The following is a 14,163-nucleotide window of genomic DNA, read 5'->3' on the forward strand; positions in this document are numbered from 1 at the left end:
TTCGGATGTTTCGTTATGCTAGATGTGGTGCTGCAGGCAGCTCTGTTCAAGCACAGTTTGTGTCACGCCTCGGTGAGTCGGGCAAGGGCATCGTCCATCGCCGCTGCCGGCAGTTCGATCAGCCGCGGCGCTTCGGTGAAAAGCAGTCCGGCGGCAACCTCCCGACCGGGATAGAGCGGCTTGAGCAGGGCGCGATAGAGCGAGAGCTGCAGGACATAGGCCGGCGGCACCTCGGTCAATGTCGCAGGCGCCGGACGGTTGGTCTTGTAGTCGACGATGAAGACCTTCTCGGCGCCGACCGCCAAGCGGTCGATCTTGCCGGATATGACGCGCGGCTTGCCTTTCACCGTCAGGCTGCCCATCACCGAGACTTCCGCACGCGAACCGGATGCAAACAAGGGCGCGAAAAGCGGGTCGGCAAGGATGCTGGCGACGGATGCCAGCGCCTGCTCGCGATCAGCCTCGGCCCAGTCGCTGCCGGCACGCGCCAGATAACGACGGGCCGCCGCCATATGCTGTTCTTCCGCGAGCTCGGGCAGCATCTGCAGCAGCTTGTGCATGGCAAGGCCGCGCCGCACCGCCATGCCGGGCTCGTTGTCGGCATCCAGCACCGGCGAGCGGCGGTCGGTGGCGGGCTCGGTCGTCTCGTCGATCAGCGCCGACGCGCCGGATGGCGACAGCGGCCGCGGCAGGTCTTCGACGATCGGCAGCGGCTCGAACAAGGATGAGGGGACCGGAGAGAAGGTCTCGGCTTCCAGTTGCTCACCGGCTTCCGCAGCGACGAGCGGCGGAAATTTCGTCCACAGGAAGCGGAACACCTCTCCTTCGTCGACCGGATGTGGACGCGTCTCCGTCTCTTCTGCGCCGGCAAGAGACCGCATCACCAGCGAATGCCAGGTGCCGGGGCTGGGTGTGCGTTTGCCGTGATAACCGCAGACGACCAGCCTGTCTTCGGCGCGGGTCATGCCGACATAAAGCAGCCGGCGATATTCGTCGTCGGCCAGTTCGCGGGCACGCGCCGCGACGGATTGGGAAAAACCGTTGGCGACTTCGGCATTGGACCGCCACAGAAACCCCTTGCCGACCCAGTGCCCGCCGGAGCCGTCGAACGGCATCAGGCGCGGCAGATGCTGGTCGCTGAAGGGTGCGGCACCGCCATCGACCAGGAAGACCACGGGTGCTTCCAGGCCCTTGGCGGCGTGCACCGTCATGACGCGCACCTCGTCACGGGTCTGGTCCATCTCGCGCTTGATCTCGGGGCCGGCATTTTCCAGCGTCGACAGGAAAACTTCCAGGCCCGGCAGGCCCGCGCGTTCTTCGGCCAGGCAGAAATTGAGGAATTCGTCGAGGATGTCGCCGGCTTCCGGTCCGAGCCGGGCGATCATCCGGCGTCGCACACCGTCGCGCGCGAGCAGGCCGGCATAGAATTCGAAGACCGGCTTGAAGGCGACCTCGTCGGCCCAGGCATCGAGCTGCGCAACCACCATTGCCAACGTCTCGTCGCTCTCGGCATTGGCGCGCAATGCCTTGTGAAGCGAGATGCCGGCGCCGCGGTGAGCGCCAAGCTCGAACAATTTTTCTTCCGCCAGGTCGAAGATCGGACTGCGCAACAGCGCCGCCAGCGAAAGATCGTCCTGCGACTGGATCAGGAAGCGGCCAAGCGCCACCAGATCCTTCACCGCGATATGGCCGGGCAGGCTCAGCCTGTCGGCACCGGCGACCGGGATGCCTTTTTCCTTCAGGCTTCGCGACAGCGCATGCACGAAACGGTCGCGCTTGCGCACCAGCACCACGACATCGCCGGCCTTCAGCTTGCGGCCCTTGCCCTCGATGATCTCGCCGCTCTCGATCCAGCCCTTGACGGTCCTGGCTATCTGTTCGGCCAGCCGCACGGCAGGCGCGCTGACATGGTTGACCGGCAACGTCCAGTCGTCGGGTTCCTCGACCACATCCGCCCCGATGGACGGCCAGACCTCGACATAGCCCGGCGCGTCATTGCGGATCGCCTTGTGGTCGAGAGGATCGGGATCGTGGCTGATACCGCGGCGTGTCTCGGGCGCGGCGAAAACACGATCGACGGCCGCCAGCACGTCGCCGGTCGAACGGAACGACCAGGTGAGTTTCAGGTCGGCGAAGCTGGCCTCCGCTTCGCGCACGCGGCGGGCGAACAACTGCCGGCTTTCGTGGAAGGAATCCGGCGCCGCGCCCTGGAAGGAATAGATCGACTGTTTTTCGTCGCCGACGGCAAAGACCGTACGCCGCACCAGACGCGCGCTTTCGCCGGAAAAGAACTCCTCGGCCAGACGCCGGACGACACCCCATTGATCCGGGCTGGTGTCCTGCGCCTCGTCGAGCAGGATGTGGTCGATGCCCTGGTCGAGCTTGTATTGCACCCAGGGACCGGCATCGGTGCGTGACAGCAGATTGACGGTGCGCGTGATCAGATCGTTGAAGTCGAGGAAGCCGCGCCCGCGCTTCAGCTGCTCGTAGCGGCTGATGAGCCAGTCTGCGACGGTCAGGGCAGCGACGGTGCCTTCCAGCATGCGAAACAGCGCCAGCCGGTCGGCCGTGCGGACAATGGCAGAGGCGGCGGCCTCATAGTGTTCGGGCAAGTCGGGCAGCCGGTCGAGCAGCGCTTTCTTGAATGCTTTAGCCGGATCGTAAGGATCGCCGTCCGAACGGAGAAACCCCTTCGCCAGCAGCGGCAACCGCCGCACCGGATCGGCTTCGGCAAAGCCAAGTACCGCATGCGGCACGATGTTGTTGAGCACAGACCGCGCATCGGTCGCCTCGGCGGCGCGCACGAAGGCCGCGAAATAGGAGGGTTCGAACCCCGGCAGTGGCCACAACGAAGCGGCAATGCCTGCAGCGGTCTCTTCAGAAGCGAAGCCAAACTCGTCGAAGAGCGGTCGGAAGCCCTTGCCATCGCCGCCTACGGCATCGATGAAACCACGCAGGCCATCGCGCTTGCGCATGATCTCGGACAGAAGATCGTCCAGCCCTTTCTCGCCGCCGCGCTCCAGCACGGTGGCGAAAGCCTCGGCCAGTTCCACGCCGCCCGGCGCGCCGGCGCCGGTGATCATCTCGCGCCGCGCCTGCGCCAACAGCGCCTGTTCCATCTGCGGGTCGAGCATTTCGAAATGGGCGGCGATGTTGGCTTCCAGCGGAAACTGGTGCAGCACCGATTCACAGAAGGCGTGGATGGTCTGGATCTTCAGGCCACCCGGGGTCTCCAGCGCTTCGGCGAACAACCGCCTCGCCCGGCGCATGGTCTCGCTATCGGGCATGCGGCCGTCGAGCGCGGTTATCCTTTTCTCCAGTTCCGCATCGGGCAGCACGGTCCATTCCGACAAGGTCGAGAAGACGCGGTTCGACATGTTGGCGGCGGCAGCGCGCGTATAGGTCAGGCAGAGGATCTTCGAGGGATCGGTTCCGCGCAGCAGCAGACGGATGACGCGCTGCGCCAGCACATGTGTCTTGCCGGAACCGGCATTGGCCGAGACCCAGGCGGATGTGCGGGGGTCGGAAGCGCGCGCCTGGCTCTCGGCGGTGCCGGAAGGAATGGGGTAGAGCTTCTTCAAGCCTCCCCTCCTTCATCCGGACCATCGCCGCCGGCAGACCATTCCAGGACGCGGGCGAGGTGATCGTAGTCGCCGTCGGTTTCGCCCTCCCGGAAAGGCAGGGCGCGCGACAGATAACCGGTCTGCGGATCGGCATAATGCAGGAGCAGTTTTTCGAGCCTTGCCCAGGCCTCCTCGCCGAGATCGGACGCGGTGCGCGGCTTGCGGTTGTATTCGAGGATCGATTCCTGCTCGACCTCGCCATTGGCCTTGAGCCGGACAAAAGCGAGTTCGGCGGGTTCGCGCGCGCCGACCTCCCGGAACGCACCGCGTTTCAGGAGAGCGGCTTCCAGCGCCAGCTGCGGTGCCAGCAAGGTGTGCGCCTGTGCCTTGGACGGTGATGAACCCGTCTTGAAGTCAAGAATATCGGCCATGCCGGCTGCAAGCAGGTCGACGCGGTCGGCGTAACCCGACAAGGTGACGCCGGATTGCCCGACAATCGTCTTCTCGGCGCGTTCTTCCGACTGCCGGCGCACGACATTGTCCGCACGCGAGCGCTCCCATTCGACGATGCCGGTGGCCAGTTTCTCGAAGCGTGGCCACCAGACGGCCTCGACATCGGGCGGAAGCGCTGCCTCGGCAAAACAGGTTCGGCCGGCGTCGAGAAGCACGGCAAGGGCTTCCGGCGCGCGTGGATCCGTCACCACCTGCGAGAAGTTGTGCAGGATGGCGTGGAACAATGTGCCGCGTTCCGCCGCACCCGGGTCGCGGATCACCGGCTCCAGCGGCATCAGGCCAAGGATGCGACGGGCATAAACGGCATAGGGATCACGCCGCAGCGTCTCGATCTCGGTCACCGAGAAATGCTGAGGCCGGCTCGCCAGGGGCGGCTTCGGCTGCGGCCGGGATGCGAAGTCCACCTTCGGGCCGGCGTCGAGACCACGCGCCCAGGCAAGCAGCTCGCCGCCACGCCGGCGCAGCGGCTGCGCCTGCTCCCTGCCGATGAAGGTGAGCAGCCGCTGCAGCCAGCGCGATGCGACCGCGGGCGCATCGCCGGCCCGCGCCGAGCGGGTCAGCACGACGTTCGGTGTGCCCATCGCCATCTGGAAATCATGAGCCGCCAGGCCGATGCGCCGCTCCGGCGGCTCCAGGTCGATGCCGGTCTTCATCAGCCGCGACATGAAACGGTCGCCTTCCGGCTTGCGCGGCCAGACACCTTCGTTGAGACCGCCGACAACGAGCGTGTCGACAGGCTGCAAGCGGGCTTCCAGCGTGCCCCAGATGGCGACCGCCGCATCCGCGCCGCGCGCCGGCTTGACCATTTCCGGCGCGATCAGCGCCATCGCCACATCGGGCCATTCCTGCGGCGAGAGCGTGAAGACGGCATCCGCACCGATCAGGCCCCGCAGCAATTCAGCCAGCTTCTCGCCGGCATCTCCATCATAGAGCGTCGAAAGCGAGCCGTTCTCGGACCGGCCGAGCGCCTCCAGCGCAACCACACTTGCTCGCACCAGGCTTGCAACGTCGCTTTCCGGCTCGGTGCGGCAGGTTGCGAGTGGCGCGACGGCATCGGCCAGACGCGAGAGCAAGGCACGCGCCTCCTCGATGCGCCTGGCCGATAGCCGCGACAGCCAGAACGGCCGGCGTTGGGCTTCCTGCGCCAGCGCCCACCGGGTTTCGAACAGCTCGGCCAGCGAGACGATGTCGGGCCGGCCGGTGCCGCCGCGCAGAGCAACCAGTTCTACCGTTTCGGCAGCGCGCCGCACGTCGGCACGCGGCAGGTCGAGACCGAGCAGCGGATGCTTCAGCAGCGCCAGGATCGCTACCGGATCGCCTGGCCGCAGCACCGTGTCGAGCAAAAGCCGCAGCAGGCTTGCCGACGGCGTGTCGGCCAGCGGCCTGCCGCCGGAATCGTCGGCGACGATACCGAGCCGGAGCAATTCGGCTGAGACACGGCGCGCCAACGCACGGTCACCGGTGACGAGCGCGGCGCGATGGCCCGGCTGAACAACCGCGCGGCGCAGGGCGAGCGCGATGCAGGCTGCCTCGTCGCGTTCGTTGGCGGCTTCCACCAACGTAACTCCCCGCAAGGCCGCCGAGATCCGAGACGTTTCAAAGCCGGCCCGCGTCTCAGTCCACAATTCGGTGGTCTCCGCCGGTCGCAACGCCTCGGCAACCAGCGCCGCGCGGCCGCGCAACGCGTCGGCGACACTGCCGATCTCCTCGACGTCGCCACGCAATATGCCGATCCGGCCGATGAGCTTGGCGAGACCATATTGCGGATGACCAAGCAGCGCCGGTCGTGGCTCCGGCGCGGTGAGCGCGTCGAATGACGGCTGATCCATTGCCGTATCGAGTCCCGGCAACACCACGGCACCATTCGGCAGGCCGGCGATCACCGCCAAAAGATCGGCGGTGGCGGGGATCGAACCGGTGGAGCCCGCCGCGATCACCGGACCGGCCGGTGGATTGCGCTTCAGGCGCTCCGCCTCCAGCCTGAGCAGCGCGCTGCGGTGCGCAGCCGGGTTCGAGCGGTCACGTTCGATCAGGACACCGGGCCATGCCTCGGTGACGATCTTCAGGAAATCCAGCGTCACCTGCCACCAGCCGGCAAGATTGCCTTCGACCAGGCCGGCAAGCCTCGCCCAGTCGGAGCCCTCGGTCTCGATCTCATCCATCAGCCGGGCGAGATCTCGTGCCAGCCAGACCGCATCCGCTGCCGAGGCGGGAATGACGACCTCCTCGTCGAACAGCGCCGCGACATGGGCCGGGAGCTGGCGTTTCCAGGCACGCACCAGCGGTGCCAGAAGCAGAAGCCGCTCCAGGGCGGCGACCGGCGGCGCAAGATCGATGGCGCCGGCGTCCTCGGCTTCCTGGTCGAAGGCCGCTTCGTCTTCGTCGAATTCGCCGAGCGGCTTGATGACCGGGAGGATGGTCGAAGCACCACCCAGACGTTCCGCGAAAACGCCGCGCAGGGCGCGGGCGGCACGGCGCGTCGGTACATAGAGGGTGGCACCGGCCAGGGCCAGGGGATCGCCTCCGTGCCGGAATCCGGGGATCAGGCGCCCTTCGATCAGCGCGTCGGCGAGCGTCGACAGGAACGGAGAACCGGGCGCAATGGAATAGACGCGGGGCAGTCCGCTCATTGTCGGTTTACGCGGGACATGTCCACGCGGGGCGCATCCGCGAAGGCCCTTCTGACCGCCGCTTCCGCCGGAGCGATGGCACCCGGCGTGCCGACAGTGATCCAGTGCCCCCGCATCACCATGCCGAACAGCCGGCCGGCCGCTATGGCGCGGTCGAAATAGGCGTTGAGCGAATGCGGTTCGGCTGAAGCGCCGGCAAAGATATGCGGATCGGCGATGGCTGCGCCGGCATAGATCAGCTCGTCTGGATTGCCCTTGGCGCGGGACAGGCGCCCATCCGGCCCGATCAGGAAATCGGTGCCGCCCGAATGGCCGGTCGTTGAGGGAAGTTCTGCCAGCATCAGCAGAATATCCATCGCCTTACCGTCCCAGGCAAGGGCGAGCCGTTCGAGATTGGGCTTGCCGGCATCGAGCCAGAACGTGTCGGCGTTGAGGATATAGAAGGGCTTGCTGCCGAGTTCGGGCAGCGCCCTGACGATGCCGCCCGCCGAATCCAGCAGGCGCTCGCTCTCATCCGAGATGACGATCCCGGGCCGATCGCGTGTTGCAACGTGCCGGACGATCTGATCCGGCAGGTAGTGGACGTTGATCACCGCCTTTTCGACCCCGACCTGCTGGAGACTGTCCAGACCCCAGTCGAGCAAGGTCTTGCCGGCGATCGGCACCAGCGGCTTCGGAATGGTGTCGGTGATCGGCCGCATGCGCTTGCCGAGCCCGGCAGCCAGCACCATCGCCGTGGAGGGACGTTCAGCACCCATCATGCCGGTTCCTCGAGGACACCGAGGCGATCATACAGCACCCGCACCTCGGCGAGCGCGGGATGGACGAGAAGCCGGCGCAGATAGTCGCGGATGCGCGGCAGGTGTTTCAGATAGTGAGGCTTGCCGTCGCGCCGGTCGAGACGCACGAAAATCCCCAATATCTTCGAGTGCCGCTGCGCGCCCATGATGGCATAGGCCTCCTCGAAGTCCGACCTGTCGAAACCTCCAGCGGAGCTGCGGGCAGCAACATAAGCATCCACGACGGCGCGCTCGAACGCGGGTTCGATGGTGACCCGCGGGTCCAATGCGAGCGACGCAACGTCATAGGCCGAAGGGCCGATCAGCGCATCCTGGAAATCGACGATACCGAGCCTGTCGAAGCCGGTTCGATCCCCGCGCCAGATGAAGTTGGGCGACTGCACGTCGCGCAACATCAAGGTCGGTTCTGCACCGCTGATACGGTCCAGCACGGCGTTCCAGGCGGTCCGAAACGCATTTCTTTCCTCATCGCTCGCCGCGTGACCCCGAATGGCAGGCAGATACCAGTCGATCAGCAGTTCCGCCTCGATCAGCATCGCATCGCGATCAAAGGGCGGCACGACGTGGAATATGTCCTGCGCAACGGCGACACGATCCGGCCAGCGCTTCCCATGCATGAAGGCCAGCAGTTCGGAGACCAGCGCGTACCGCTCGACGATGGGCGCACCGTCCGATGCGAGCAACCCCTCCGTTCCCAGATGTTCGATGAGCAAAAAACCCTTGTCGAGATCCTGCGCATGGATTTCCGGTGCTGCGATATCAGCTTCGCGAAGAAGCCTGTCGACACCGACAAAGGCGGCAACGGTCTGTGCGGTATGGGCGATCTCGGCATATGGCCTGCCGTCGCGCACAGGCGGTCCCAGCACGAGCCGCGGCGAATTCATCAGAACGCGCGGCGCCTGGTCCGCCAGCGAGACGATTTCATAGGAGCGGGCCGAGGCATCGCCGATGAAATGCCGTCGCCTGGCCGCACCCCAACCGGAATTGTCCAGGAAATCGCGCATCGCCAGCGATCGCACAACGCGCTCGTAACCGGCACCCTCACCCAGGATGCGCACCGAGCGCCCTTCGTCCTGATGGACGAGCTCGACGGTGATCGTCGTATCCGGCAATCGGCCTGCCCGTTCAGGCCATTCGATCAGAGCCGCGCCATCCTTGAGCACGTCCGGAAAGCCGAGCTCTTCCAGTTCATCGGCGGAAGAAAGCCGATAGAGATCGAAGTGATGGACCGGGACGCGCGTGTCGTAGCTCTGCACCAGGGTGAAGGTGGGACTCGGCACATCGAGCGCACCGTCGTCGGCAAGCGCGCGGATCAGTGCCCGCGCCAGCGTCGACTTGCCGGCACCGAGATCGCCGTGGAGCGCAAGCACATCGCCTGGCCGCAACGCCATGGCGAGATCCTCGCCGAGACGCATCGTCGCCGCTTCGTCGCCAAGAAACCGCTCCACCATCGGCAATGCTATTCGGCCGCCGCGCGGATGCCGGCCGGTGCTGCCGGAAACATGCAGATCACCGTCGTGCCGCGGTTTTCGCCGGTTTCGATGCGTACCGTGCCGCCATGAAGCTCCACGAAACTCTTGACGATGGAGAGTCCGAGGCCAGCGCCACGCCGGCGGCCGCCATTCACGCGCGGTTCGAAACGACGGAACACCGAATCGAGAACGTCCGGCGGCATGCCCGGCCCGTCATCGTGGACGGAGAATTCCACGCCTTCCGCGGTTTCGCGGCAGGTCAACGCGATCGTGCTCTTCTCGGGCGCATAATTGGCGGCATTGCTGAGCAGATTGTAAAGAATCTGCCGCACGCGCGTCTCGTCGCCGTGGAAGCTCTTCGGTGCGGTTGCGATGTCGACGCCGAGCCGGATGGTATGCTCGGCCAGGCGGTCGGCCACCAGTTCCGCCGCCGCGGCGACGGCGCTCTCCACCTTAACCTCGGAGATGTCGAGCTGCATGATGCCGGCATCGACGGTGGCGAGGTCGAGAATGTCGTTGACGATGGTCAGCAGCACCGAAGACGAAGAGCCGATATGGTCGAGATATTCCTGCTGCCGGATGCTGAGGGGGCCGGTCGCCGGGAGAGACAGCAATTCCGTGAAGCCGATGATGTTCGTCAGTGGAGAGCGCAATTCGTAGGAAACGTGCTGGACGAAGTCGTTCTTCAATTGATCCGATTTCAGCAGCGCGTCGTTTTTCTCCTTCAGCGCCCGCTCGACATTGACGCTGTCGGTGACGTCCACGAAGGTGATCATCACCTGGCCGTTCGGCAGATGGATGACGGCATAGCGCAGCGTGCTGCCGTCCTCCAGCGTGACCTGTCCATGACGGTCGCGGCGTTCATCGTCGAAACCGGTGACTGCCGCAACGAAGCCCGCCCAGGGCCCATCCTCGGCGCGGGTGGCGCAGAGATCGCGGATCAGCGAGACATGGATGCCAGGCTGCGTGGCATCCACCGGCAGGTTCCACATCGTGGCGAAGGCCGGATTGGAAAGCCTCAACCGGCCATCCGGTCCGAACACGGCGACGCCCTCGGCCAGATTGTCGAGCGTTTCGCCCTGCACCCGCACCGCCGTCTGATAGCGGCTTTCAAGGTCGATCTTTTCGGTCAGGTTCTCGAACACCCAGGTGACGCCGCCCTTCGGCTGCGGATTTCCGACGACGCGGATGGTCTTGCCATCCGGCAGATGCCACCAGTGTTCCACCGGCTCGACCGATCGATAGGCCGACAGCAGGCTTTCCTTCCAGCGGCGCCATTCCGGTTGTTCGGCGATCTTGCCCTCGCTGCGCAACCGATCGAGCAGCAGCGCATTGTCGGGTGTGCTGCCGAGAAAGGCCGTGTCCAGACCCCAGAGCTTCTGGAATGCCTGGTTGTAGAAGCGCAGCTTCTCATCGGCGTCGAAGATCACCACCGCCGTGTTGAGCTGATCGAGTGTATCGGCATGGCTGCGCACGGTGCGCTCATATTCCTCGCGCGCGGTGTCGGCGGCGCTGACATCGTAGGCAAGCCCGGCCGATCCCTCTGCGCCGGCGACATCGGTGACCGAAAAGACGTGCCGGTCACCCGCAATGACGGTCGACAGTGTCTGTTCGAACACTGGCCGTTGATTGTGCTGGCTGACGATGGCGTCTCGCGCCTGGCCCCCCAGGAACTCGCGGCCGTCCCTCAGCGCAGCTTCGCGATCGGTGGCCTCGACTGCGCTCCAGTAGGCGCGGTTCACCCATTTCAGCCGACCATCTCTGTCGCGCAGCCAGAACGGCATCTTCAACGCGTCGAACAGACCGAGCATCGTATCGTGCTCCGCGGCAACCTGCTGGTGCTCCAGCTTCAGCCGCGCCAGATTGCGCTGCGTGTCGGACAGGGAAACGAACCGTACGATGCCGTGCGCGGCACTTTTGCGTCCCTGGACGTCAAGCGGCGCGCCAGCCTGGGTTTCGGCAACGAGATCGAACGAGGTGCCTTTCTCGCGCAACGCCGTGATCGCATTTTCCAATGCCGCCGCCGAACGCGGCATCAACCAGCGCCCGAAAGCCAGGAAGGCGGCACGCTCGTCCGGCGCTCCTGTTTCTATCGGCAGGCCGCCGACGATGTCGGGCTTCCTGTTGTCGGCCGGCCAGACGACGACGCGTTGATCGCGCAGGTTGAGGAGCGCTTCCGAGCGCTGGAGCGAGGCGTTGGCATCGGCCAGGCGGGCCCGCAACTCGACATTCTCGGCTGCGGTGCGCTGGCGCTCGCGGATCAGCGCAATGGCGGAGATGAGTGCCGCGCCGAGCACGCCGACCGTGACCGCCATCTGGATGACTTCGATGGTGCCCAGCGGCACGGCAGCCTTGACGGTCGCGTCCTGAGCCCGGGCAGCGAGGCAGCCAAGGGGAAGGAACAACGCCGTGCCGGCAAGCAGACGCGCAAGATACCCGCGCGGCGAACGCCGACGGCTGGCCGCCGCCAGGCGATCCCCGATCGCCGAATCCTCTTTGCCGCCGGTTACGGCCTGTCCCGCCTCGTGCGGGTCTTCCCCCGGCATATGCTGGTCCTCTCCGCCTGAATACAAGCCGCCCCCGACCCGCCATCGTCCCGAATCCGGAGCACTGCGCAGCCCGTCCCGGACACGCAAAGAACACCCCTTTACCGGGAAACCCGCGCATCGTGCCTTGAGCCGGACCGGATCGCGGCCGCGCGCGAGCAGGAAGCTTCGCGAATCACCTCACAATACCTGCTCGCCGAATCGACGTGAAGGCGGCGATTCCGCAAAAATAAGGCCGGGCGAAATGTCAATCGCCCGGCCTCAATATCTTGTAGCAAAGTCAGATAAGGTTAATAGCGGTAGTGTTCCGGCTTGTACGGACCCTGCGGCGTCACGCCGATATAGGAGGCCTGCTCACCGGACAATTCGGTGAGCTTGGCGCCGAGCTTGCCGAGATGAAGGCGAGCCACCTTTTCATCGAGATGCTTCGGCAGCGTGTAGACCTTGTTTTCGTACTTGCCGGGCTGCGTCCACAGTTCCATCTGCGCCAGCACCTGGTTGGTGAAGGAGGCCGACATCACAAAGCTCGGATGGCCGGTGGCGTTGCCGAGATTGAGCAGGCGCCCTTCCGACAGCAGGATCATGCGCTTGCCGTCCGGGAAGGCGATCATGTCGACCTGCGGCTTGACGTTGGTCCATTTGAGATTGCGCAGCGACGCGACCTGGATCTCGTTGTCGAAGTGGCCGATGTTGCCGACGATCACCATGTCCTTCATGGCGCGCATGTGATCGAGCGTCACGACATCCTTGTTGCCTGTGGTGGTGATGACGATGTCCGCCGTGGGGGCGGCGTCTTCCAGCGTAACCACCTCGAAGCCATCCATCGCAGCCTGCAATGCGCAGATCGGGTCGACTTCGGTGACCTTCACGCGAGCGCCGGCGCCGGACAGCGAAGCAGCAGAGCCCTTGCCGACGTCGCCGTAGCCGCAAACCACGGCAACCTTGCCGGCCATCATCACGTCGGTGCCGCGGCGGATGCCGTCGACCAGCGATTCCTTGCAGCCATACTTGTTGTCGAACTTCGACTTGGTGACCGAGTCATTGACGTTGATTGCCGGGAAGGGCAGCAGGCCCTTCTTCTGCAGCTGATAGAGGCGGTTGACGCCGGTGGTGGTCTCCTCGGTGACACCACGGATCGCTTCGCGCTGCTTGGTGAAGAAGCCAGGGGAGGCCTTCAGACGCTTCTTGATCTGAGCAAAGAGGATTTCCTCTTCCTCGCTGCCCGGATTCGACAGCACGTCCTCGCCAGCCTCGGCGCGGGCGCCGATGAGGATGTACATGGTGGCATCGCCACCATCGTCGAGGATCATGTTCGAAACGCCGCCATCGGCCCACTGGAAGATCTTGTCGGTGTATTCCCAGTACTCTTCCAGCGACTCGCCCTTGACGGCGAAGACGGGAATGCCTGTTTCGGCGATCGCGGCGGCAGCGTGGTCCTGGGTGGAGAAGATGTTGCAGGAAGCCCAGCGGATTTCAGCACCGAGAGCCTTCAGCGTCTCGATCAGCACCGCTGTCTGAATGGTCATGTGCAGCGAGCCGGTGATGCGGGCGCCCTTGAGCGGCTTCTTTTCGCCGAACTCTTCGCGGCAGGCCATCAGGCCCGGCATTTCCGTCTCGGCGATCTCGATTTCCTTGCGGCCCCAGCCGGCAAGCGAAATATCGGCGATCACATAGTCCTTGCTACCCGTCATGGCAGTGCTCCGATTGATTTGGTGTGCTGACGCGTCCGGGCCGGATGGCGCGAAGATGAACGCGGCGTTGGCGACTGCCTAGCAGATCACGCCGAAACAGACAACGGGATATAAAGAAATCTTTATCTGCGCATATGGCTTGCGCTATGCGATATCTGGATCAACCACCGTCAGAACCAGGTCGATACCGAGTTTTTCCAGCATCCTGCGAAAGCCGGCGACGTCGTAGTTCCGGCTTTCGCTGACAAGCGCCAGCGTACAACCCGACCCGCTTTGCGGTGCAGGCAAAGCGGCCACGACGCTCTCGGCCGGATCGAGGAATGACCAGTCCGACCGGACCCGCTCAAAGAAAGGACGCAACCAGGGCAGATGCGTGCTGGAAAGGGTGAGTACGTCGATCGCGGGATATTGGACTGCAATTTCAGCCAGGAAGCCGGCAACAGCCCGTTGCGTCCGTTCCGGCTCGGACAGGAAAGCGCCGCTCTCCACAAGCTCGACCATGGAGGAGCCGTTGATCAGGGCCACGCGGCCCGGATCCGGGACATGATCGCGAACGAAGCAGGCAAGTTCCCGGCTCTCGACCAGCGAACGAACGCCCATGATGCCCACTTCACCGCTGAGGCTGCGGGCGACGGCCTCCGCCAGCGGCGGCGCGACACCGAAGACAGGCACCGGGCAGGTCTCTTTCACGGCGTCGAGAACCATGATCGACGGCGCGTTTGACGCCACCACGATCGCCTGCGGCTCATAGTTCAGCAGAAAGCGCACGGTTCCTTGCATGATCGACAGGAGCTCGTCCCTGCCCTTTTCACCATAAGGGAACCGCGCCCGATCGGCGAAATAGACGATATCCCGGCCGGGCTGACGGCGACGAATGAGATCGACAATCGCATAACTGCCGATGCCGGCATCGAAGACCGCTATCGGCTGCGACAAAGGCGAAGCCTC

General features: G+C 64.9%; 7 protein-coding genes. All 7 read right to left on the reverse strand.

What is annotated here, in order from left to right; genetic code table 11:
* Positions 1 to 62: 62 nt before the first annotated feature.
* Complete coding sequence (gene addA, locus AO692_RS24100; protein ID WP_054312599.1) at positions 63 to 3,581, reverse strand: double-strand break repair helicase AddA; 3,519 nt, start codon at positions 3,579 to 3,581, stop codon at positions 63 to 65.
* Positions 3,578 to 6,706, reverse strand: a complete 3,129-nt coding sequence (gene addB, locus AO692_RS24105; protein WP_054312600.1) for a double-strand break repair protein AddB — start codon at positions 6,704 to 6,706, stop codon at positions 3,578 to 3,580. The genes addA and addB overlap by 4 nt, the downstream gene beginning before the upstream one ends.
* On the reverse strand, positions 6,703 to 7,467 hold the full coding sequence (locus AO692_RS24110) for a nucleotidyltransferase family protein (protein ID WP_054312601.1): 765 nt from the start codon (positions 7,465 to 7,467) through the stop codon (positions 6,703 to 6,705). Before AO692_RS24110 ends, addB begins: the two co-directional genes overlap by 4 nt.
* On the reverse strand, positions 7,464 to 8,957 hold the full coding sequence (tsaE, locus tag AO692_RS24115; protein WP_244483467.1) for a tRNA (adenosine(37)-N6)-threonylcarbamoyltransferase complex ATPase subunit type 1 TsaE: 1,494 nt from the start codon (positions 8,955 to 8,957) through the stop codon (positions 7,464 to 7,466). Before tsaE ends, AO692_RS24110 begins: the two co-directional genes overlap by 4 nt.
* Positions 8,958 to 8,965: 8 nt before the next feature.
* Complete coding sequence (locus AO692_RS24120; protein WP_054312603.1) at positions 8,966 to 11,524, reverse strand: PAS domain-containing sensor histidine kinase; 2,559 nt, start codon at positions 11,522 to 11,524, stop codon at positions 8,966 to 8,968.
* 290 nt (positions 11,525 to 11,814) lie between these two features.
* Positions 11,815 to 13,215, reverse strand: coding sequence for an adenosylhomocysteinase (gene ahcY, locus AO692_RS24125; RefSeq protein WP_054312604.1), 1,401 nt, complete (start codon positions 13,213 to 13,215; stop codon positions 11,815 to 11,817).
* Between the two features lie 144 nt (positions 13,216 to 13,359).
* The gene (locus AO692_RS24130; protein WP_082407525.1) at positions 13,360 to 14,151 is read right to left on the reverse strand and encodes an aspartate/glutamate racemase family protein; all 792 of its coding nucleotides are present in this window, start codon (positions 14,149 to 14,151) and stop codon (positions 13,360 to 13,362) included.
* Positions 14,152 to 14,163 lie beyond the last annotated feature (12 nt).

Origin of the sequence: Mesorhizobium sp. 1M-11, from assembly GCF_001303895.1 — a bacterium.
Classification (GTDB): domain Bacteria; phylum Pseudomonadota; class Alphaproteobacteria; order Rhizobiales; family Rhizobiaceae; genus Mesorhizobium.

Coding starts and splice junctions, on each gene's coding strand:
- addB (WP_054312600.1), bottom strand. CDS start 6,706: ATGAGCGGACTGCCCCGCGTCTATTCCATTGCGCCCGGTTCTCCGTTC.
- AO692_RS24110 (WP_054312601.1), bottom strand. CDS start 7,467: ATGATGGGTGCTGAACGTCCCTCCACGGCGATGGTGCTGGCTGCCGGG.
- ahcY (WP_054312604.1), bottom strand. CDS start 13,215: ATGACGGGTAGCAAGGACTATGTGATCGCCGATATTTCGCTTGCCGGC.
- tsaE (WP_244483467.1), bottom strand. CDS start 8,957: ATGGTGGAGCGGTTTCTTGGCGACGAAGCGGCGACGATGCGTCTCGGC.
- AO692_RS24120 (WP_054312603.1), bottom strand. CDS start 11,524: ATGCCGGGGGAAGACCCGCACGAGGCGGGACAGGCCGTAACCGGCGGC.